Annotated in this window: 19 protein-coding genes and 1 tRNA gene; 5 read left to right on the forward strand and 15 right to left on the reverse strand. The window is 34.2% G+C overall.

What is annotated here, in order from left to right; genetic code table 11:
* Positions 1–132 precede the first annotated feature (132 nt).
* The 4 genes from nifJ (QTL86_RS12670) to gshAB all read right to left on the reverse strand — a co-directional run bounded on the left by nifJ (QTL86_RS12670) (position 133) and on the right by gshAB (position 11,221).
* Positions 133–3,660, reverse strand: a complete 3,528-nt coding sequence (nifJ, locus tag QTL86_RS12670) for a pyruvate:ferredoxin (flavodoxin) oxidoreductase (protein WP_410494994.1) — start codon at positions 3,658–3,660, stop codon at positions 133–135.
* Positions 3,661–3,984: 324 nt separating this feature from the next.
* The gene (locus tag QTL86_RS12675) at positions 3,985–4,818 is read right to left on the reverse strand and encodes a sugar phosphate isomerase/epimerase family protein (RefSeq protein ID WP_127065858.1); all 834 of its coding nucleotides are present in this window, start codon (positions 4,816–4,818) and stop codon (positions 3,985–3,987) included.
* 316 nt (positions 4,819–5,134) lie between these two features.
* The gene (gene nifJ, locus QTL86_RS12680) at positions 5,135–8,674 is read right to left on the reverse strand and encodes a pyruvate:ferredoxin (flavodoxin) oxidoreductase (RefSeq protein ID WP_410494995.1); all 3,540 of its coding nucleotides are present in this window, start codon (positions 8,672–8,674) and stop codon (positions 5,135–5,137) included.
* Positions 8,675–8,887: 213 nt separating this feature from the next.
* Positions 8,888–11,221: a bifunctional glutamate--cysteine ligase GshA/glutathione synthetase GshB gene (gene gshAB / locus QTL86_RS12685; RefSeq protein ID WP_410494996.1), complete on the reverse strand. Its 2,334-nt coding sequence runs from the start codon at positions 11,219–11,221 to the stop codon at positions 8,888–8,890.
* A 238-nt stretch (positions 11,222–11,459) separates the two neighbouring features.
* Here gshAB and QTL86_RS12690 point away from each other — a divergent pair, with 238 nt between their 5' ends.
* Genes QTL86_RS12690 through QTL86_RS12700 form a run of 3 tightly spaced genes read left to right on the forward strand, consistent with a single transcriptional unit; the run spans position 11,460 to position 14,818 of the window.
* Complete coding sequence (locus QTL86_RS12690; RefSeq protein ID WP_410494997.1) at positions 11,460–12,287, forward strand: DUF4358 domain-containing protein; 828 nt, start codon at positions 11,460–11,462, stop codon at positions 12,285–12,287.
* A gap of 13 nt (positions 12,288–12,300) precedes the next feature.
* Positions 12,301–13,686, forward strand: coding sequence for an MBOAT family O-acyltransferase (locus QTL86_RS12695; RefSeq protein WP_410494998.1), 1,386 nt, complete (start codon positions 12,301–12,303; stop codon positions 13,684–13,686).
* A 10-nt stretch (positions 13,687–13,696) separates the two neighbouring features.
* Positions 13,697–14,818: a DHHW family protein gene (locus QTL86_RS12700; protein WP_127065853.1), complete on the forward strand. Its 1,122-nt coding sequence runs from the start codon at positions 13,697–13,699 to the stop codon at positions 14,816–14,818.
* A 94-nt stretch (positions 14,819–14,912) separates the two neighbouring features.
* Here the strand turns inward: QTL86_RS12700 and QTL86_RS12705 are convergent, their stop codons facing one another.
* Positions 14,913–15,254, reverse strand: a complete 342-nt coding sequence (locus QTL86_RS12705) for an immunity 51 family protein (RefSeq protein ID WP_013656030.1) — start codon at positions 15,252–15,254, stop codon at positions 14,913–14,915.
* Positions 15,255–15,463: 209 nt separating this feature from the next.
* On the opposite strand from QTL86_RS12705, the gene QTL86_RS12710 reads away from it, so the two are divergent.
* Complete coding sequence (locus QTL86_RS12710) at positions 15,464–16,138, forward strand: Crp/Fnr family transcriptional regulator (protein ID WP_013656029.1); 675 nt, start codon at positions 15,464–15,466, stop codon at positions 16,136–16,138.
* A gap of 83 nt (positions 16,139–16,221) precedes the next feature.
* On the opposite strand, the gene QTL86_RS12715 is transcribed toward QTL86_RS12710, so the two are convergent.
* Together QTL86_RS12715 and QTL86_RS12720 are read right to left on the reverse strand one after the other, a co-directional pair.
* Positions 16,222–16,677, reverse strand: coding sequence for a DUF986 family protein (locus QTL86_RS12715; protein WP_127065852.1), 456 nt, complete (start codon positions 16,675–16,677; stop codon positions 16,222–16,224).
* 57 nt (positions 16,678–16,734) lie between these two features.
* Positions 16,735–17,349, reverse strand: a complete 615-nt coding sequence (locus tag QTL86_RS12720) for a restriction endonuclease (protein WP_410494999.1) — start codon at positions 17,347–17,349, stop codon at positions 16,735–16,737.
* Positions 17,350–17,491: 142 nt separating this feature from the next.
* On the opposite strand from QTL86_RS12720, the gene QTL86_RS12725 reads away from it, so the two are divergent.
* Positions 17,492–17,564 (forward strand) — tRNA-Pro (locus tag QTL86_RS12725).
* A 226-nt stretch (positions 17,565–17,790) separates the two neighbouring features.
* Here QTL86_RS12725 and QTL86_RS12730 read toward each other — a convergent pair.
* The 8 genes from QTL86_RS12730 to QTL86_RS12765 form a co-directional block, all read right to left on the reverse strand.
* The gene (locus tag QTL86_RS12730; RefSeq protein WP_410495000.1) at positions 17,791–18,468 is read right to left on the reverse strand and encodes a hypothetical protein; all 678 of its coding nucleotides are present in this window, start codon (positions 18,466–18,468) and stop codon (positions 17,791–17,793) included.
* A 343-nt stretch (positions 18,469–18,811) separates the two neighbouring features.
* Positions 18,812–19,666 (reverse strand): type II toxin-antitoxin system PemK/MazF family toxin, encoded by an 855-nt coding sequence (locus QTL86_RS12735; protein ID WP_410495001.1) that lies wholly within the window; start codon positions 19,664–19,666, stop codon positions 18,812–18,814.
* 172 nt (positions 19,667–19,838) lie between these two features.
* A complete protein-coding gene (locus QTL86_RS12740; protein WP_410495002.1) occupies positions 19,839–20,546 on the reverse strand; it encodes a lysozyme in 708 nt (235 codons plus the stop codon).
* 2 nt (positions 20,547–20,548) lie between these two features.
* Positions 20,549–20,755 carry a hypothetical protein gene (locus QTL86_RS12745; protein ID WP_410495003.1) on the reverse strand — a complete coding sequence of 69 codons (207 nt, stop codon included), beginning with the start codon at positions 20,753–20,755 and terminating at the stop codon, positions 20,549–20,551.
* Complete coding sequence (locus QTL86_RS12750; RefSeq protein WP_410495004.1) at positions 20,721–21,002, reverse strand: hypothetical protein; 282 nt, start codon at positions 21,000–21,002, stop codon at positions 20,721–20,723. The genes QTL86_RS12745 and QTL86_RS12750 overlap by 35 nt, the downstream gene beginning before the upstream one ends.
* A complete protein-coding gene (locus QTL86_RS12755; RefSeq protein ID WP_410495005.1) occupies positions 20,992–21,288 on the reverse strand; it encodes a hypothetical protein in 297 nt (98 codons plus the stop codon). The genes QTL86_RS12750 and QTL86_RS12755 overlap by 11 nt, the downstream gene beginning before the upstream one ends.
* A 64-nt stretch (positions 21,289–21,352) precedes the next feature.
* Entirely contained in the window at positions 21,353–21,496 is a 144-nt protein-coding gene (locus QTL86_RS12760; protein WP_410495006.1) for an XkdX family protein, read from the reverse strand.
* A 1-nt stretch (position 21,497) separates the two neighbouring features.
* Positions 21,498–21,800 carry a hypothetical protein gene (locus tag QTL86_RS12765; protein WP_410495007.1) on the reverse strand — a complete coding sequence of 101 codons (303 nt, stop codon included), beginning with the start codon at positions 21,798–21,800 and terminating at the stop codon, positions 21,498–21,500.
* Between the last annotated feature and the right edge of the window lies 1 nt (position 21,801).

Genomic DNA, 21,801 nt, shown 5'->3' on the forward strand with positions numbered 1-21,801 from the left:
CCTTTTGTAGTAAACTCATGATTATAACCTATTTATTTATGAGTTTACTACAAAAAGAGACAGGAGACAAATAACTCTTCCGGTTACTCATCTCCTGCCTTTTATTTATCTTTTATTGAAAGGTTATACAAATTATCTTTCTGCTAAACGTAAGTAAGATTCATATCTTGTTTTAGCATTTTCTTCTGCTAGCTCGAAGAGTTCCTCTGCTTGTGTTGGATATTGTTTAGCAAGTGATGAGTAACGTACTTGTCCCATAATGAAATCTCTAAAGCTAGCTGTTGGTTCTTTTGAGTCAAGGCTAAATGGATTTTTACCTTTTTCAACATTTGGATTATAACGATATAAATGCCAGTAACCAGATTTAACCGCTTGATCTTCATTAGCAACAGAACGTCCCATACCTTCTCTTAGTCCATGGCTAATACATGGTGCATAAGCAATGATAATAGATGGACCTTGATGTGCTTCTGCTTCCATAATAGCTTTCATAAATTGGTTCTTATCAGCACCAATAGCTACTTGAGCCACATAAACATTGCCATAGCTCATCATCATCATACCTAAATCTTTTTTACGTGTCTTCTTACCAGATGCAGCGAATTTTGCAATAGCTGCTGCTGGTGTTGCTTTAGAAGATTGACCACCAGTGTTTGAGTAAATTTCTGTATCAAATACTAGTACATTAACATCTTCACCTGATGCTAATACGTGATCAAGACCGCCATAACCAATATCATATGACCAACCATCTCCACCAAGCATCCATACAGAACGTTTAACAAGATAATCTTTCTTATCTTCAACTTCTGCAAGAAGTGCTTTAGCTGCTGGATCAGTAATTGTATTATTTTCAAGTACTTCTAATACTTTAGCACTTGCAGCTTTAGAAGCTTCACCTAAGTTCATTACTTCTAGCCATTCATTAAATGCTGCTTTAGCTGTTTCATCAATATCTAAGTCAACTAATTCATGCATAACATTAGCTAATTTATTTCTCATTTGATTAACACCAAGACTCATACCAAGACCATATTCAGCATTATCTTCAAATAAAGAGTTTGCCCATGATGGTCCTTGACCTTTGCTATTTGTAGTATATGGTGTAGATGGCGCAGAACCACCCCAAATAGAAGAACATCCTGTAGCATTAGCAATCATCATGCGATCTCCGAAAAGCTGTGTTACAACTTTGATATAAGCTGTTTCACCGCAACCTGCACAAGCACCTGAGAACTCAATAAGTGGTGTCTTGAATTGGCTATTTTTAACGTTCATTGTAAGATCTAAATCATCTTTACTACTTACTTCTTTCACAACAAAGCTCCAGTTTGCATCTTCAACTTCTGATTGAGAAGCAAATGGTTTCATAACTAAAGCTTTAGTTTTAGCTGGACAAATATCAGCACAGTTGCCACAACCTGTACAGTCATATGGACTAACTTGTATTCTATAAGTTAAGCCTTCTAAACCTTTTCCAATTGCTTTCTTAGTAGCAAATGTACCTGGTGCTTTTGCTTGTTCTTCTTCTGTTAAAAGCACTGGTCTAATACATGCATGTGGACAAACAAATGAACATTGATTACATTGAATACAATTTTCAATCTCCCATTCTGGTACTTCAATAGCAATACCACGTTTTTCGTAAGCAGCTGTTCCTGCTGGAAAAGTACCATCTTCAAGACCATTAAATGCGCTTACAGGAAGTTTATCTCCTTCTTGAGCATTCATAGGACGTAAGATGTTAGTAATGAATTCTGGTTCATCTACAGCTGCTGCCGCTTCTTCTACTGCGCTTGCCCAGCTAGCTGGAACATTAACTTTAACTGCTGCTTCAAAACCACGGTCAATAGCTGCATAATTCATATTAACAACTTTTTCGCCTTTTTTACCGTAAGCTTTAACTACGGCTTCTTTTAAGTATTTAATAGCATCTTCTTCTGAAATAATATTAGCTAATTTAAAGAATGCTGATTGCATAACCATATTAATACGGTTACCAAGGCCTACTTCTCCTGCTATTTTAGTTGCATTAACAATATAAAATCTAATTTCATTGTCAGCAATATATTTTTTCATATGTGCTGGAAGGTTAGCTTCTAATTCACTTTCATCCCAAATACAGTTAAGTACGAATACTCCGCCCTTTTTAAGTCCTTTTAATAAATCATATTGATGAACATAGGATTGATTGTGACAAGCAATATAATCTGCTTCATCAATTAAATAGGTCGAACGAATAGGTGTATCACCAAAACGTAAGTGAGAAATAGTTACTCCACCTGATTTTTTAGAGTCGTATGCGAAATATGCTTGTGCATATTTATCTGTATGATTACCAATGATTTTAATGGCTTGCTTGTTAGCACCAACTGTACCATCAGAACCAAGACCCCAGAATTTACATCTTACTGTACCTGGCTCAGCAATTTTTAATTCGTCTTTGTAAGTTAATGAAGTAAATGTTACGTCATCATTAATACCTACTGTAAATCCAGTCTTTGGCTGAGCACTTACTAAATTATCAAATACAGCTTTAATATCTGTTGGTGTTGTATCTTTTGACCCAAGACCATAACGTCCACCAATAACTGTAGGCGCATCAGCTTTTCCATAAAATGCTGAACATACATCTAAATAAAGTGGTTCACCTGCTGAACCTGGTTCTTTTGTACGATCTAATACACAAATACGTTTTACTGTGCTTGGAATAGCTGCAAGTAAATGTTTTGTTGAGAAAGGTCTATATAAGTGAACTTTAACTACACCGTATTTAGCACCTTTTTTATTAAGTTCTTCAATTGTTTGTTCAATTGTTTCTGTTACAGAACCCATTGCTATAATGATATCTTCTGCATCATCGGCACCATAATAATTGAATAAACCATAATTTCTACCTGTTAATTTATTGATTTCTCCTATGTATTCTTCAACAACAGGTACTAAGTTGTTATAGAATTTATTACTAGCTTCTCTTGTTTGGAAATAAATATCTGGATTTTGTGCAGTTCCTCTTGTTACAGGATGATTTGGAGAAAGTGCATTATCTCTAAATGCTTTAAGAGCATCTTGATCTACTAGTTTAGCAAAATCATCATAATCAATTGCTTCTACTTTTTGAATCTCATGTGAAGTTCTGAAGCCATCAAAGAAATGTACAAAAGGAATTCTACCTTTAATAGCAGCAAGGTGAGCCACTGGTGCAAGGTCCATAACTTCTTGTACAGAGCCTGTTGCAAGCATAGCACAGCCTGTTTGTCTTGTAGCCATAACGTCTTGGTGGTCGCCAAAAATGTTAAGCGCTTGAGCAGCAAGAGCACGGGCACTTACATGGAAAACGCCTGGTAAAAGTTCCCCTGCAACCTTATACATATTAGGAATCATTAATAACAAGCCTTGTGAAGCTGTAAAAGTAGTTGTTAAAGCTCCAGCTTGAAGTGAGCCGTGGAAAGCCCCCGCAGCTCCTGCTTCAGATTGCATCTCTACTACATTAACAGTTTGTCCGAAAATATTCTTCCTTCCTTGAGCAGACCATTCGTCAACTACTTCTGCCATAGTTGATGAGGGGGTAATTGGATAAATTGCAGCAACATCAGTAAAAGCATACGCAACATAAGATGCAGCTGTATTACCATCAACAGTCATCATCGTTTTTCCCATATTATCTCTCCTTTTTATTTATTAATAATACAAGCATTCCAAATACTATCTAAAGTATTCTAAATAATTTTACGCTTTTGGCCAATATTTGTAAATATCTTGCACTCAATATCTTATGTTTTTGTAAATTATTTATCGGGTCATTTAGAATTTCTTCATGAACTAACTAGCAAAAAGGGACAATTTCTTTTAAATAACTTGTTTAAAATTACTTTTTTATACTCAACTAATATATTTTACTTTAGTATTGTTAAGAATCTAACTTCTTGCTAATATCCTTATTGTTAAAAAACAATCTATATATTCGTTTTGAGATAGTTTTATTTATATATTTTTCTCTGAATTGGTAGATATATTTTTGAGAAGCCATCTTATAGATTGTTCTATATACTCTAGTTGATTAGATGCATCAAAATGTTCTATATTAAGTGTCCCATCATACCCCATAAATTCTAGTTTATCAAGTATTTCCTTAATTTTAATAACACCAGAACCTACTGGAGTTGAAAACAAGGCCGTTCCATCAGCAGCTATCTTAGCCACTTCTTCTCCCTTCATGGCAGTACTTCTATCTTTTACATGAACATATACAATATAGTCTTTCAACAACTCAAAAGCCTCGATTTCATCTTCACCTCTATATCTGTAGTTACCTGTATCAAAAGTATGCTTTAAATCTGGAACCTGCTCCATAAACCATAATATTTCTTTTGCTGTAGTATAAGGTGCACAAACATTATCATAATCTTCTAAAGTAACAGTGATTCCCTTATCCTTGGCATAATCACACATTAATCTTAATGCCTCAACCATATGCTTTATAGCTTGTTCGCGTTTGATACCTACTTCTTCTTTTAACAATCCTGGAATGACTAGTACAAACTTAGCTCCCATATGCTCCGCTAGATCAATTAATCCGTAACCAGCTTCACCTGTTTCCTCATAACCAAAATCAAAATATTTATAGATACAACTAATCTCCAATTCGACTGCCTTTAATAATACTTTCATCTCTCTAGTATAAGGCTTTAACTCTTCATAGGAGCATGCCACAGATTGAATCCCCATATTTTTTACTTTTTTCAATACCTCTGAAAGTGATAAACCTGTTTGTTCACTTGCCAACAAAATGTGATTATAACAAACCGACAACTTCATATAACATCCTCCCATCAGCTTACCCATTTATATCTCTTTTCTTTATGGGCCCCTATACAAGATTGAAATTATGTACAATGTTATTTCGTATACACTCTACTAAAACTACTATATGCTACAAAAAAAATTAAATCAATAGAATATACGATACGATTGTATATTATTGTAAATAATCATGCACTAATCTTACTTTTATATCCTATAAACCGGTTTATTCTCATTACACTTATAATTCTTGTCTTCTTAATACAGCAAAAGAGAAGATATCACCTAATTGGTATATCTTCTCCTCTGATATATTTTAACTTCCCTAGCTCTATACTTGTTCAGCTAAACGTTTATAATTTTCATAACGTTCCTTTGCATATTGCTCAGTAAGTTCAAATAAATGTTCAGCATGTTCTGGGAACTGTTTCATTAAAGCTGAATAACGCACCTGCGCCATTATGAAATCTCTAAAACTTTCTTTTGGTTCTTTCGAATCTAAAGTAAATGGATTTTTACCTTGTTCTTTAAGCAATGGATTAAATCGATATAAATGCCAGTAACCACATTTAACAGCTTGTTCCTGATTAGCTGTTGTTCTGCCCATACCTTCTCTTAGTCCATGACTAATACATGGGGCATAAGCAATAATAATAGATGGCCCTGGGTGTGCTTCTGCTTCTATAACAGCTTTCATAAATTGATTTTTATCTGCTCCCATAGATACTTGAGCTACATACACATTCCCATAGGTTATCATCATTAAACCTAAGTCTTTTTTACGAGATTTTTTACCAGAGGCAGCGAATTTAGCAATAGCTGCTGCTGGTGTAGATTTAGAAGCTTGACCACCTGTATTAGAGTAAATCTCAGTATCGAATACAAGCACATTAACATCTTCACCTGAGGCCATGACTTGGTCAAGACCACCATAACCAATATCATAAGCCCAGCCGTCACCACCTAATATCCATTGTGAACGTTTAACAAGATAATCCTTTCTTTCCTTAATCTCATTAATTAAAGTTTTAGTAGCTTCGTCAGCCGTTGTGTCTTTTTCTAATATCGCTAGAACCTGCTCACTTATTCTTCTAGATTCAGCCCCAGATTCTTTTGTACTTAACCATTCATTAAATGCTAATTTCATATCTTCATCAATAGGCAGTTCTAGTAAAGACCTCATATTGTCTTCGATTTTATTTCGCATTTGTTTCACACCTAGATACATTCCTAATCCATATTCAGCATTATCTTCGAACAAAGAGTTGGCCCATGATGGTCCTTGGCCTTTTTCATTGACCGTATATGGTGTAACAGGCGCAGATGCCCCCCAAATAGAAGAACAACCAGTGGCATTAGCAATCATCATACGATCTCCGAAAAGCTGTGTAATGACTTTAATATACGCTGTTTCACCACAGCCTGCGCAAGCACCTGAGAACTCATGAAGAGGTTGTCTGAACTGGCTACCTTTGACGGTATGTGGTGCCATAACATCTCCCTTATTGGCAATTTTAGAAACTGCATATTCCCAGTTAGGTACTTCCTTTTCTACCTGAGTATGGAGTGGTTTCATAATAAGGGCCTTACCTTCTTTTTTACCTGGACAAATATCAGCACAGTTACCACAGCCTGTACAGTCCATTGTATCAACTTGAATGCGATAACCAAACTCATTCATATCCTTTCCCATGGCCTTAAGTGTTACAAAACTACCTGGCTTTTCGCTTTCCTCTTCGGTATTTAAAAGATAAGGTCTAATTGTAGCATGCGGACAAATAAATGAGCATTGGTTACATTGAATACAGTTCTCGGGAACCCACTCTGGTACATTAATAGCTACTCCACGCTTTTCATAAGCTGCACTACCACTTGGAAAAGTACCATCTTCAATCCCATTAAATGTACTTACTGGAAGGCTATCGCCTTCTTGTCTACTCATAGGGCGTAATATCTTCGTTACAAATTCAGGTTCGTCAAAACCTCTTTCATCTACACTTGTTCCTTTTTTCCAATTTTCTGGCACATTAACTTTTATCGCTGCATCAAGCCCCCTATCAATAGCAGCATAGTTCATATTAATAACCTTTTCACCTTTTTTCCCATAAGCTTTAACCACTGCTTCTTTTAAATACTGAGCTGCCTGGGCCTCTGGTATAATATCTGTTAACTTAAAGAAGGCTGCTTGCATAATCATATTAATACGGTTACCCAGTCCTATTTCAGAAGCAATTTTAACAGCATTTACAATGTAGAATTGGATGTCATTTTCTGCGATGGTGCGCTTCATGGTAGTTGATAAATTCTCTTCTAATTCTTTTTCATCCCATAAGCAGTTAAGAACGAATATGCCTCCCTTTTTAAGTCCTTTTAAAACATCATACTGATGTATATAAGATTGATTATGGCAAGCAATATAATCTGCTTCATCAATAAGATAAGGTGCATTAATCGGTTCTTTACCAAAACGAAGATGTGACATGGTTAAGCCACCAGACTTTTTAGAGTCATAGTCAAAATAAGCTTGAGCATACATATCCGTATAATTACCAATAATTTTTATAGCTTGCTTATTAGCCCCAACTGTACCATCTGAACCTAGTCCCCAGAATTTGCAACGTACTAAATCCGGCACTTGAAGCTTAAGTGGTTCATTTGTATTAATGGAAGTATGCGTAACATCATCATCAATGCTCACAGTGAATTGATTTTTAGGTGTACTACTTAAAAGATTTTCTACTACTGCCTTAATATCTGTTGGCGTGGTATCTTTAGAGCCTAATCCATAACGACCACCAATAATCATGGGTGCATCTTCTTTTTCATAGAAAGCAGCACGTACATCTAAATAAAGTGGTTCCCCTATAGCACCTGGCTCTTTAGTACGATCCAGTACACATATACGCCTAACATTCTTTGGCACCGCTTTAAGAAAGTGTTCTACTGAAAAAGGTCTATAAAGATGCACTTTAACAAGACCTAGCTTTTGTCCTTTAGCATTTAAGGCATCTATAGTTTCCGCAATGGTAGCTGTTACAGACCCCATAGCTACAATAATATTTTCTGCATCCTCTGCTCCATAATAATCAAAGAGGCCGTATTTTCTGCCAGTAAGGGCATTCATCTTTTCAATATATTCTTCTACAATAGGTACTAGAGCTTCATAAAATTTATTACTTGCCTCCCTTGTTTGGAAATAAATATCTGGATTTTGCGCTGTACCACGAATAACGGGATGATTAGGAGATAAAGCTCTATCTCTAAAAGCTTGAAGCTCTTCTACGGGCATTAGCTTTGCTAAATCTTCATAGTTAATTGCTTCTACTTTTTGAATCTCATGTGAAGTTCTAAAACCATCAAAGAAATGAACAAAGGGTACACGTCCTTTAATAGCCGCAAGATGTGCTACTGGTGCTAGGTCCATAATCTCTTGAACAGAACTAGTTGCAAATAACGCACATCCGGTTTGTCTTGTAGCCATAACATCTTGGTGATCACCAAAAATCGAAAGAGCCTGCGCAGCTATTGCTCTAGCACTCACATGAAAAACACCTGGTAAAAGCTCTCCGGATACCTTATACATATTTGGAATCATAAGTAACAAGCCTTGTGAAGCAGTGAAGGTACTTGTTAACGCACCTGCTTGAAGTGAACCATGAAAAGCCCCTGAAGCCCCTGCTTCAGATTGCATTTCTACTACATTGACAGTTTGTCCAAATATATTTTTCTTGCCTTGTGCGGCCCATTCATCTACTTGTTCAGCCATAGGTGTAGATGGCGTAATTGGATAGATAGCTGCCACATCAGTATACGCATAAGCGATATATGCTGCCGCTGTGTTACCATCTACAGTCATCATTGTTTTTCCCATTTCATCTTTCCTTTCTAATGTCTTAACTTGAAGCCTATTTTCTCGATATCTTTTATTCTATTTTTCACTTCACTAGTGTTTCACATTAAAGGATAATTCATACTTGTTTTATACAAAGACATATAGAGAGAAAAGAAAAAAGCTGAGCATTTCTCGCTATACGAAAATCTCAGCTTTTACCATTTTATTCTTTTATAAGTTTTATTTGATCATCTAATACTGAGTGCAATCAGACTCTAAATTAAATTCTAGTACCTTTAAAACTTGTTCAGCTATTTGACGTTCTGTTCCTTTATAAGGATAAGAATGAATATGAATAGCGGGATTAAAGTTAAGTTCAATAATTGCATAAGGTGCTTTTTCATCTCTATAATCTTCTAGCATCATATCAACACCACAAAACTTAGCACCTACTGCTTTGGCTGCACGAACAGCTATCTCTTTAAAGTATTCTGGAATATCATCTGTATAATCAATGCTATCTCCACCTGTGCTAATGTTAGAATTTTCCCTCAAATAAACAACCTCTCCTTCAGCAGGAATATAGTCGAAATCCAAATCGCTTTGTTTTAGGAATAAAGCGCTACTTGCATCTAAGTTAATTTTTTCTAATGGTGTTTTATAACCTCTCCCTCTTAAACTATCTTGATTTTTTATAGCTACTAACTGTGTTATCGTATGTGCTCCATCACCTATAACATTGGCCGGTACGCGGTGAAGAACTCCTGCCACTTGATCTCCGATTACAAGGAATCGGTACTCCTTACCTTTAGCAAACTCTTCAATTAACACTGTATCATCATGTTCAAAGCCTATCTCAAGCGCCCTTTTGATATCTACTTCACTGGCTCCCTGTGTAAAAATACTAATGCCTTTACCGAAATTCGTAGATTTTGGTTTAACAACAATAGGTTTATTGGCATAACGCTTAACTGCTAACTCTAAGCCTTGTCCTTTAAAAACTTCAATACCTTTTGGTACACAAATCTGGTGCTTCTCTAACACCTTCTTAGTAACTGTTTTATTTTCCATCATCAGCATAGTCATATAACTATCTTTAGATGTCTTGGTAGCTTGTTTCACATATTCGGTATGTGTTCCTTGGGTAAGAGCAATAAAGTTGTCACTACGATCTAATACTTCTACTTTTATTCCTCTTTTAATAGCTTCTTTCATAAGGATTTGTGTAGAAAGTTCCATATCATCATAACCATATAGTTTATAACGGTTCGCATAAGCATCTTTTTTATAAATTTCTGCTAGTTCTAATTGGCTCTGTAAATAGCCTTTTTGTTTAGAGAGTTCTGTTATTTTAGCTGCATAAGTACGCTCAGGATCACATACCTTCTTGACCATTTCATCAATAACTTCTACCTTGTTAAGATCTAAAGTTTCTTCCATCACTTTCATTTCATCTAAAATTTCTAAAGCCCACTCGGTCTTCGTAATTTCTTTTCCTTCCTTACTTAACCAAACCTCTAATCTTCCACCCTTGGCAATTAAACGCTGATTATTAGTAGCTTCTTCCTGCCAATTACTTAGCTCTTCTTTACTTTCTTCTTTTATGAGAAGGTATAACATAAATAAGTGTAAAAACTCTAAGTCTTCTAAGCTAATACCGCCTTTTTCAAAAGGATTATTATCAATACTTCTCACTTCAATATATAAGATACCTTCTTGTTTTAAGGACTCCAGTAGTCTTGTATTATCCTTTGCCTTTGGCCTGATTTGACTATAAAGTTCTTTGTGACTTTGAATCATGCCATCTGCTACAAATCTCTCAATACTTTTTGCATAGGCCTCTACACTAGAGTAGTCAGGATAAAGATCAGTATGATTTTTATAACCACATTCACCATTACGATAAGATACAGCCCCTGGATTTGTAAAGCTTTCTTCATCTACCTTATTTAAATAGCGTGTACACTCTGTAGCATAGGTTTTATGAAATACAGGTGTCGCTCCTAATAAATAAATAAGTAACCAACGATACCTTAAATAATTTCTTGCCATCTTCAAATAAATACTATCTTTGAATAGCTGATAACTTAAGTGAGTATCTTCTGCTTCATAAAGTCTTTGTATAAAATTTTCTTCAAAGGAAAAATTATAATGTATTCCTGAAATAAGTTGCTTTTTCCCTCCGTACTTCTTAAGTAGCTCCTCCCTATAAAGCCTCGCTTCTTGACAAGTTTTACAATCTCTATATTCGGCAATAGGAATATGTTCATCTGCTGGTATATCGCACGGCATAGAACCCGGCCATATATATTCATCTTCTATATTAAGCGCGACTATATCATATAAAATATTTAAGTAATCGTATGCTTTTTGACTACTATCTAAATTAGGTGTAATAATCTCTACCTGGCTCTCAGAAAAATCTGTAGTAATGTATGGGTTTTTAAGTTTATCCCCAAATACAGCCGGATGCTTGGACATAGCAAGCTTTCCTTCAGGTGTTACTCTAAGTCCTTCTCTTTCAATACCAATGCTTGCAGCTAATAATTCTTCTATATTAAATAATTGCTTTAATTGATTAAGCATAAAATCTCCTTCCAACTACATTAATGTATACTACGTAATAATGATTATAAAATAGTATACCTCATTTTTATTAAAAGCTAAACAATAATTCAATTTTAATATTTTCTCGTATTTTATTGATTTAGGGAACCTTATTATACCATTTTTCGTCATAATTATTATAAATATACTTATATTTTATGATTACACTTTATCATTGCAATCTAACAATTAATGGATTTATATTAAGGAGACAACTATGAGAAAACAATTTGTAATGGCTATAGCCGCGCTAACACTCAGTACAGTCGTTGTAGGCTGTAGTTCTAAATCACCAACTTCATCCGAGATGAATACAGAGGCTTCCTCTACCCCTGAAGAAAAACAACCTACTACTGAAGAATCAACTAGTGAACCTGAATCTAGTATTGTTCCAGAAGAAAGTATTATGCCAGAAGAAACTGTAAAGCCTGAAGCAACTATGAAACCCGAAGAAAGTGTGACTCCAGAAGCAAGTACTTCACCTGAGGCAACAAAAAAACCTGAGACAGCTTCCACGCCACAAACAAGTCTAAAGCCTGAAGCGACTGCTAAACCACAAGCAACACCTAAGCCTTCACCAAAACCTGAAGCTAGTACTAAACCTGCAGCAACTCCAAAACCTGAAGTAATACCCAAACCAGAACCAATACCCAGCCCTGAAACAACTAGTTTAAGTGCTAGTGAAGTATATAGTAAGATTACCTCTGATCTTGACTTTTCTCGCCTAACAGATGTAGATGATACCTTATTAAAAGATCTCTATGGTATTGATACTAGCCTTCTAGACAGTTACTGCGTTAAAATGCCAATGTTAAGCTTTAGTATTTCAGAAGTTGGTGTCTTTAAGGTTAAAGATGTTAAAGATGTAAATACTATTGTAGAAGGCATTAATAAACGTGCCGAAAATGTTGGACAAATGCTCTATCCTTCTCTTATCGAAACCTTTGAAGGTAGACAAGTCATCACTAAAGGAAATTACATATTATTTGCTATGGATGAGGCGGCAAGTACTATTGCTTCAAACTTTAATAGCCTTATCAAGTAAGGAGCTCTGATTTATGGTATTTAGCAGTTTACTATTTTTATTTATATTTTTACCTGTTTTTTTAACAGTCTACTTTATACTCCCTAAAAATTTACGCAATCTTATATTATTTCTAGCTAGCCTCATGTTTTATGCATGGGGCGAACCTGTTTATGTGTCTATTATGATTTTTTCTACTGTGCTTGATTACACATGTGGATGCATTATTGATCGCTTTAGGAAACATAAGCTGATTCCCAAATTAGGACTTGGTCTCTCTCTTATAGGAAACTTAGGAATGCTAGGCTTCTTCAAGTATGCCGACTTTTTTATTAGTAATACTAATGCACTTTTTGGAACTCATTGGGATTTACTTCGTATTGCATTACCTATAGGTATTTCCTTTTATACCTTCCAGACCATGTCCTATACCATTGATTTATATCGGGGTAAAATTCAAGTTCAAAAAAATATAATTGCCTTTGGTGCTTATGTAGCAATGTTTCCTCAGCTTATCGCCGGCCCTATCGTTACTTACGCCACCGTTGAAAAAGAGCTTAATCACCGCGAAGTTACATTTGAAGATTTTGGATTAGGTGCCATGCGCTTTATCGAAGGACTTGGAAAAAAAGTACTTATTGCTAATAACATTGGTCTTTTGTGGGATCAAATACTCAATACACCTATTAATAATCTATCTATTATAGGAGCTTGGCTAGGTGCTATTAGTTTTGGACTTCAACTTTACTTTGACTTTAGTGGCTATTCTGATATGGCTATTGGACTTGGCCGAATGTTAGGTTTTCGTTTTCCCGAAAACTTTAATTATCCTTATATTGCTAAAAGTGTATCTGATTTTTGGCGAAGATGGCATATGACCTTAACCGGTTGGTTCAGAGAGTATGTGTATATTCCTTTAGGAGGGAATCGTGTAAGTAAGCCTCGTTTCTATCTCAACATTTTGATTGTATGGTTTTTAACAGGTTTTTGGCATGGTGCTGGCTGGAACTTCATCCTTTGGGGTCTTTTCTTTGCCGTGCTTATGATTATAGAGCGTAGCTTTTTACTTAAGTATTTAGAAAGATTACCTAGTTTTATCTCTAGATTTTACCTTTTATTTGTTGTAACAATAAGTTGGGTGCTTTTTGCTCATGACTCTTTGGAACAAGCCATTTCATATCTAAAGGTTATGTTTGGTATAGGTACTAACAGTTTCATTAATACCCCCTCATTATATGCTATCACCAATTTTTATGTCCTTATCATTATTGGAATCGTATTTGCAACACCACTAATGAATAATCTTAAAGCACGTCTTAATGAATGGGTTGTATTTGCATTTTATGTCGTTACTCTTTTTCTAAGTACTGCTTACTTGGTAGATGCTACTTTTAACCCGTTTTTATACTTTAGATTTTAGGAGGTGAACCATGAAGAAAAAATTACCTTTTGTAATAGGTATTACTTTTATCTTTTATATTTTTACTTTCTTTGGTTTACAACTACTAGCCAAAGACAAGACCTTCTCAGAGTTAGAAAACCGTAACTTAAGTGCTAAGCCATCTTTTACTATGGCTAGCTTATTAGATGGTACTTATGGCAAAGCTTTTGAGACTTATATAGCTGATCAATTTCCTTTAAGAAATCAATTTATCTCTACTAAAGCTTATAGTGAACTCATTTTACAAAAGAAAGATAATAATGGGGTTTATATTGGAAAAGATGATTACTTTCTTCAAAACTTTGATGCACCCGATTTAGATTTAGCAGCTAGAAATGCCACTTATATTAATGAACTTGCTAAAGAGTTTAAAGTTTATGTTGGACTTGCTCCTACTGCAACTAAAGTGCTTGAAGATAAATTGCCAAACTACGCCACCCCATATGATGAAGCATTTTATATTTCTACTTTTTATAATAAACTTTCTAATCAAGTTACTAAACTAGACTTTCTTAATACTTTAAGCACTCATAAGGATGAGTACATTTATTATAAAACAGATCATCACTGGACTACTTTAGGAGCTTATTATGCTTATACTGAATTTTGCAAATCAGCTGATTTAATTGCTTTAACTTTAGATGACTTTAAAATTGAAGATGTAAGTGATGCCTTCTATGGAACCTTATTCTCTAAAGGCAATTTCAGTTTTGCTACACCTGATACGATGCAGCTCTTTTATCCTAAACAAACTGAAGCATTGGAAATAACCTATGAAGTAACAGGAAAGACCTCTTCTAGTCTTTATGAATATTCTCATTTAGATACAAAAGATAAATATAGTGTTTTCTTAGATAACAATCACCCTTTAATTAAAATTAAAACCTCTATTAAAAATGGACGTAAGCTTCTAGTGATTAAAGATTCTTATGCAAACTCTTTTATTCCTTTTTTAACGCAGCACTACGAAGAAATTCAGGTTCTAGACTTACGATTAATGAATGTGCCTGTTGCAACTTTTGCAAAAGAAGCTGGCATATCAGAAGTTCTCTTACTTTATAATGTACAGAATTTTAGTGTAGAACCTAAGCTAAGTTTATTACTTAAATAACTTTTTTAAATCATAAGATGTATAACGTTAATAAAAGTGTCTGCTCATTTTTAGGTAACAGACACTTTTTATTAACACTATACATCTTTTATTTTTAATCAATCTCAGCACGTGAAAACAACTCTAAAATAAACTCTGAATCTTCACAAGCATCTTTAAATGCTAATACAAACTTCTTAAGAGCTTCCGAATCTTCACTATAGGCACAAAACATGCCCGCTTCTGAATCAAACTCTATATCTTCTAATAATTCCTCACATTTCTCCTCAAGGAAAACTCTAGCTAAAGCTTCCCAGTCATATCCATTTCCTTCACACCCCTCATCTTCTCTAGACTCAAAAATTTCAGGCTTATAATCTCCAGCATTTAAACATACAGAAAAACTACCATTTGAATCATTCCACCAGAAAGGTTTTATTTGTTTTTCAAAATTCATAATGACTCCCCTTTTAACTTACTTTATTTTCCAAATACTACTACTAATAATAATAGTTTTTTTCTTTCTATTGTCAATATAAAATACAAAAATTTTATATTATATTTATCCTATCGCAAATATTAAATACTCATCTTATATAAAAGAATCTAGCTATTGCTCTTTAAATAGCTTAAAATAAAACTATCTATAAACTTAAGGAGAATTCTATGTTAAATGAGAATGTAATGGTATTTTTACAAGACAACCTAGACTTTTGGCCTCATTTAAGTGCAGATCAGCAAAGTAATGTTATTGCCCATACCTCTATAGCTCGTTTTACAAAAGGGCAGACCATGCATCGTGGTGATCAAAATTGTATGGGGCTTATTATGATTCGCTCAGGACTGCTTAGAGTTTATATGCTCTCAGAGGAAGGCAAAGATATTACGCTCTTTCGTCTAGTTCCTGGAGAGCTTTGTTTACTTTCTGCCTCTTGTATCTTGAACCAAATTACCTTTGATGTACACATTGATGTTGAGGACACCTGTGAACTTGTTTCTGTTTCTTCCCATATACTTTCTGACCTTATGACCGATAATATTTATGTAGAAAATTTCATTTATAAACGTTTGGTAGATCGTTTTTCAGATGTGATGTGGGCCATGGAACAAATACTTTTTATGAGTTTTGATAAACGCTTAGCCATCTTTTTAGTAGATGAAATGTCAAAGACTCATTCAACAACTCTTCGTCTTACTCATGAGCAAATAGCCAAATATATAGGTAGTGCTAGGGAAGTCGTTACGCGTATGTTAAAATATTTTTCAAACGAAGGAATTGTGGAACTTTCTAGAGGTGGTATTACTATCATTAACCCTACAAAACTTAAATCCCTTCTTTAAAAGTCAGAAGTTAAAGGGGCTACTCACAAATGAGTCCTAGCCCCTTTAATTGTCAATTCTATACATTTCTTTATTAAGCGTTTTTAATTTGTATTTACTTCTTTAATCTCTTTCTTGCCCATATAACCTCTGTAATTATCCATGGCAACTTCTAATTTTAGGAACTCTTGCTCAGACCAATGAAGATCTCTTCCATTATTTAAAACAATCACATAGGTAGTAGGTCCTTTTCTAGTTATTTCTTTGACTTCTATAATATCATTGTAGTGTATTCTGTCTTGCTTAAAAGTCCCTTTAAATACAATACCTTTTTCAAAAAAGCTAATTTTTCTATGTCTCATGCGTATCAATACTAATGACAGAATAATTACAATTATCCCTAATCCAATTACTGCAAGCCTTTGCGTACGCCAATAGTCCTGTGCCATCATGATTACTACAAACCACATAAATAACATAATCGTATACCAGATACCTGCTCTTGATTTCACAACCAACATTAAATCACCATATTCTTTATCTGATGAACTTGCTTTCATTTTTCATCATCCCCTTAATCATCGCTATTAAGCCTTTTAATTTTATCCATCTTTAAGTTAACCATTTTTCAGATTGATGAGCATCCCCTCTTTTATAAGTGGAACTAATAAATGATAGTCTATTAATTGTGTATGTTTCGGCCTAGCCTCCTTAATATCGTAATTATTAAACTTACTATTTGTTATAACTATTCCTCTATTGGCTTTATAATGCTTCATATTCTCAGAAACTCCTTGAACGGCTTCTTTCCATGAAGCAGCATCTATTTCAGTCCTATACTTAGTACAGATGGCAATAACTTCTTTCTTTCTCTTTGCTATTAAATTGATACTCATTTGTTCTGATTTTGGAATACCTTCTACTTCATACCCTTTTGTTTGATATAAATCTGCTATAAGCTTGTCAAAATCTTTAGCTTCTACCTTATTTAAGTCTTCTTCGATACTATTCATATGGATCTTACCATAAGGTCCCCTCTCATCTCCGAGGCTTCCCTTCTTATAAAACCTACTAAATGTACTTTGTCTGAGAAATGGCTTTCCTATAAGCATTAACACCCATTCAATGAAAATCAGAGTAAAGTAAGTTAAAGTGTTAGCCTCTCCTTTAAAAATCAAAAGTGCTATATAAAAACTAAACAGCATAATAAGTCCATTAAAAATGTATTTCATTGACTTCCTCCCTTTAGGTAATTACTTTCTTTAAGCATTCACCAAATGGGATTGGTTTAATCACTAGGTCTTTACTTTCTTATCCAATATATGTATAATAGTGGAGCGAGAATAAATTTGTAGACACATAAAAATCCACTTTCGGGATGTGGCCTAGTTGGTAAGGCGCTTGTCTGGGGGGCAAGAGATCGCGTGTTCAAGTCACGTCATTCCGATTATTATCAAGCACCCATCAAATCAGAGGTAGTCCTTGCAGTTCAAGGGATTATCTCTTTTTTATTTCTCCTTTCTTCTTAATTAAAATAGCTAATTGAAATATTTTATACTGTAAATAACACTGTAAAAGCATCAAGCTTTTATTCTATAATAATACGCAAGAAAACAGCGTGCAACCCTATATGCTAAAGTTGCACGCTATAAATATGTTTAGGAAAACATAACTTAATTCAATGCTATCTCAAATTGCTGTACTAAATTATCATCGAAAAACTCTGGACAAACTTTTTTACAATCTTCTTCACTAGATCCACTGAATGCCATTTTCATCATTTCATTATATTTGTCACCATAATTTATATCTCTGTAATTTAATATTATCTTACTACCTGTAACATCTTTCTTCTTATAAATATCGAATTCAAATGTTTCTGTGCTATTTGCTTGTATTTGTTTACTTAATGTTCCTTCATTCATAATACCTATGCCTACTCCATCTTGGAACAAGCCTAATTCGTACCCATCTTCCATTTTAGCACTCCATGCTATAGCAGATGTGTTTAATAACTCTCCAGTCGTGTTTGTTAACTGAGCTGTTACGTGAATACTATCATAATCAGCACAAGCAACAATATCGCTGCCTATTGCAAAGTAATCTCCATTTTCTTGTCCTACATTGTCAGCTGTTCTATCTCCTACAGGCTGACCAATTTCTGTTGAAATTACTACTGCTGTTGGATATTCATTTTTTTGTTCTTCCTTCTGTTCTTCTTTTACTTCTGGCGAAGCTGTTTGCTTATCAACTACCTCATTTTTAGGATTAGCTGTTGTATCAGATGCTGGCTGATTACCACACCCTACTAGACATATACAAAACAATGATATAGCTATAAATTTCTTCATTTCTTAAACTCCCCTTTAAAATCTATTTTAAGACAATTCTATCTTATTATTTTGTAATATTCAACTTTTTCTTAAATAAACACCACTTCACAAGTATATCTATCTGCCATTGTCTTAAATTTTTAACACCTTTATACATAAAAATACCACACCCTTTTATTTTAGAGTGTGGCCTTATAATCTATCTTTTAAACAAACTATTCTTTTAAACCACAAAACCCACCAATCAAAAGATTAGTGGGTTTTGTTATTAGTTAAAAACTGTCTTCTCTATATACCGGCAAGCGGCGCTGTTTTTCTTCGTATTTCTAGTATATGTTCTTTCTTCTAAAAAGTCAACATTTTATTTTGATATGTATAATTTTCTTATTCCTTCATCTATCTTGTCTAAGCTATCTGAAGATAATTTAATTCCATTTAAAACACTATATGAGTTCTTTGGATCATATATTCTTAGCTTACTTATTGTAGTTATTTGTTCCATAAGTGCAATACTACCTTTTTTCATTCTATTTATTTCTCTGTCAATCTTCTTAATAACCTCTATTTGCCTAATTGATTCTTCTAATCTACTACTCGCCGAATTTAAAGCTATTACATGTTCTTCCGTAATTTCATCTATTTTCTTTTTTACATCTCCTTTAAATCCTGGAACCAGTGTTTGAATTGACTTCTCTGCATCTTCTATGTTATTACTGCTAAGCATTTCTTTTATTTCTTTAGAAATATCTATCCTCTTAGCAATTATATTTAAATTACTTTTTATTTGCTGATGCTCACTTTCTGCTTTTTGCATCATCTGCTTAGATTTTCCTTGTAACTTGATATATATTTCATTTCCTAGAACTATATCGTTTTCATGAGCTTCGTTAGGATTATTTTTTATAGATGTTAACGGAATAATTGTTATTACTGATGAATTAAATGCATTATTTTTATCTAAAACAATAGCATAGTGTAATCCTCCTTCTTCACTTCCAATATTATATCCCAAATTAACTTTGATAATGTCACCTCTTTCGTACCTTTTTAAACTCTTGGGATTAAATTCGGATTCCTTCCTTAAATAATTGCAATAATCTTTCATCCAATAAGAAATAAGTGATATCTTCTTTTTATCTTTCGGATTAGTGCTACTTTCAAGTGACTTTAGATAGATATCCATACAATCTATAGCCTTTTCTCTATCAGTTTTCATATTACCCTCCTTTTTTATATTATATTTTATCATATGAACTACATATTTTGTATTAATATTGTATAATCTTTTATTTTTATTAATAATAATCAGTAAATTAAGTAATTTTTACTGATACCTATAGAACAAATCTACGTTTTAGGCATAAAAAAGAAGGGTAAGGCTTTTGGCCCTACCCTAGTTTACTATACTTAATTATTAAAGCTCGTATGTGATTAGCATTGTACTGTTTATACTCCCATAGAAGCCTATCAGAAATGATTTTATCCTTTACTAGTCTATCTATACCACCCATGTTTTTAAGTAGTCCTGGAACGTATTCTAGCTTCATATTGTCCATGCTTTCCCATGCACCAAGAACAGATATAACTTTTCTCTTATACAAAAGCTGTGCTGCTTTCTTAAGTTCTAGATCTTCTTTAACACACTGCTTAAGAAATAGCTCACTCTCTGCCTGTCTGCGCCTTGTTAGTCCTTTTAGCTCTGTAAGTGCCCCATTAACTCTTGCTTTGTTGTACAGTAGCATTTGGCTTGCTACATTAGACCAATATTCTTCTTTAATAGCTTTAAGTAGATTTCCTTTAAAAATACCTGTCCCCAAGTTGTAGCAAAAGCTTACAAGTGCATCAAATTGATTTTGGTTAAAATTAGTACCAAGCTTATTAACTGCATCCTCATAAGCTTTTAAATGATTTACAAGCAAACTATCGGCCTGTGCCTGAGTAATAACCATCCCTTGATGTGGTTTTACTCCATTTATTGGCTCTGTAGTACCCCACCCAATAGTCCATACACCTGCAGGGCATTTATAAGCTTTAAGTTGGCAACCCTCAAACTGCTTAATTAGGTTAATGCCAGTCTGTGATATTTTAAGAGCCATGGCTATTCCCCCTTATTGTCTCTATTCGCATCTACAAGGCCCTCACCTATGATGTAAGCTATTAATGCCCCACCACTTGTAATAATGGCTGTAACTTGTTCTATTGTTAAATTAGGCACATTAAATACAATTAGGATAGGAGTAACAAATCCTACTACTGCCGCCCAAAACTTCCTAGATGTTAACTTCTGTTTCCAATTCACTTTCATTTTTCTTCGCCCCTTTGCTTATATTTTCTTTCTTGGCCTTATCTAAGTAAAAGCCTATAACTATTCCTGTCTCTGCAAATACGCTAGGAATAAGGTATGCAAGAGGACTAGTATCTTTAGTAACCCACATAAGGACCATTGCAAATAAAGTGACTACAATGCAAAAACTAAGCACTATAGCCACTATACGTTTACTGTATTCGATTTTCTTTTTCTTTTTAGGTTTACTTACCCATTTAAGTCCCATCTCTAGCAGCTCCCTTCAATTCATCAATCCTGTGGTGAGCCGATTTAATGCTTTCTTCTGCCCTTATAAGCCTTTCATTCATGTTGTCTATCTTAGAGTCCATCTTATCTAGCTTAACAAGTATAGAAGCATTACCTTGCCTTAAGACCTGCATATCACTCTCTGTTGCCTGGTGATTCGCGCCCTGTTGCATTGTTCGTTGCCGACTAGTATATAACTTATCCCATATATTAAGCACTGTAAGTAATAAGCCAAATATAGCTGCAGCAATAGCCACATATTCCATAGCATTCCTCCTAGAAAGGCATAAAAAATACACCCTCTCGGATGCTTCTATGCCTTATATTTAATTAAGCTTCGAAATCTTCTCCAGTAATCTCTTTGTATTCTGCTTCTGTGATTCTGCCCTTTACTACGAATAAAGCCACTTGCTGTTTTGTATAAATACCCATTTCATAATATCTTTTAGCTGCTGTAAACCATATATTCTCCATCTTATAATACCTCCAATGTTATACTTGCGATTATTTGATCCATAACTGTTACTTGATTAATTAATTCTGCAACTTGCTGCTCTGTAGTTTTGGGTGGACAAATATCAATTTGTTCTGGTGGTTCTTCATCCTCCCATTCTGTTCCCGTCCAATGTGGCTTCCCCATAACATTAGCAATCGCCCAATCGTTTTTTATAAGCTGTTCGTTTTCTTTAAGAGCATAATGCAGAACATTATTATGCTCATCCACACAAACAAAAGCCACTTTATAACCTTGGTCATTTATAACTATTCCAAACAACATT

Origin of the sequence: Cellulosilyticum sp. ST5 (assembly GCF_046529625.1) — a bacterium.
Taxonomy (GTDB): domain Bacteria; phylum Bacillota; class Clostridia; order Lachnospirales; family Cellulosilyticaceae; genus Cellulosilyticum; species Cellulosilyticum lentocellum.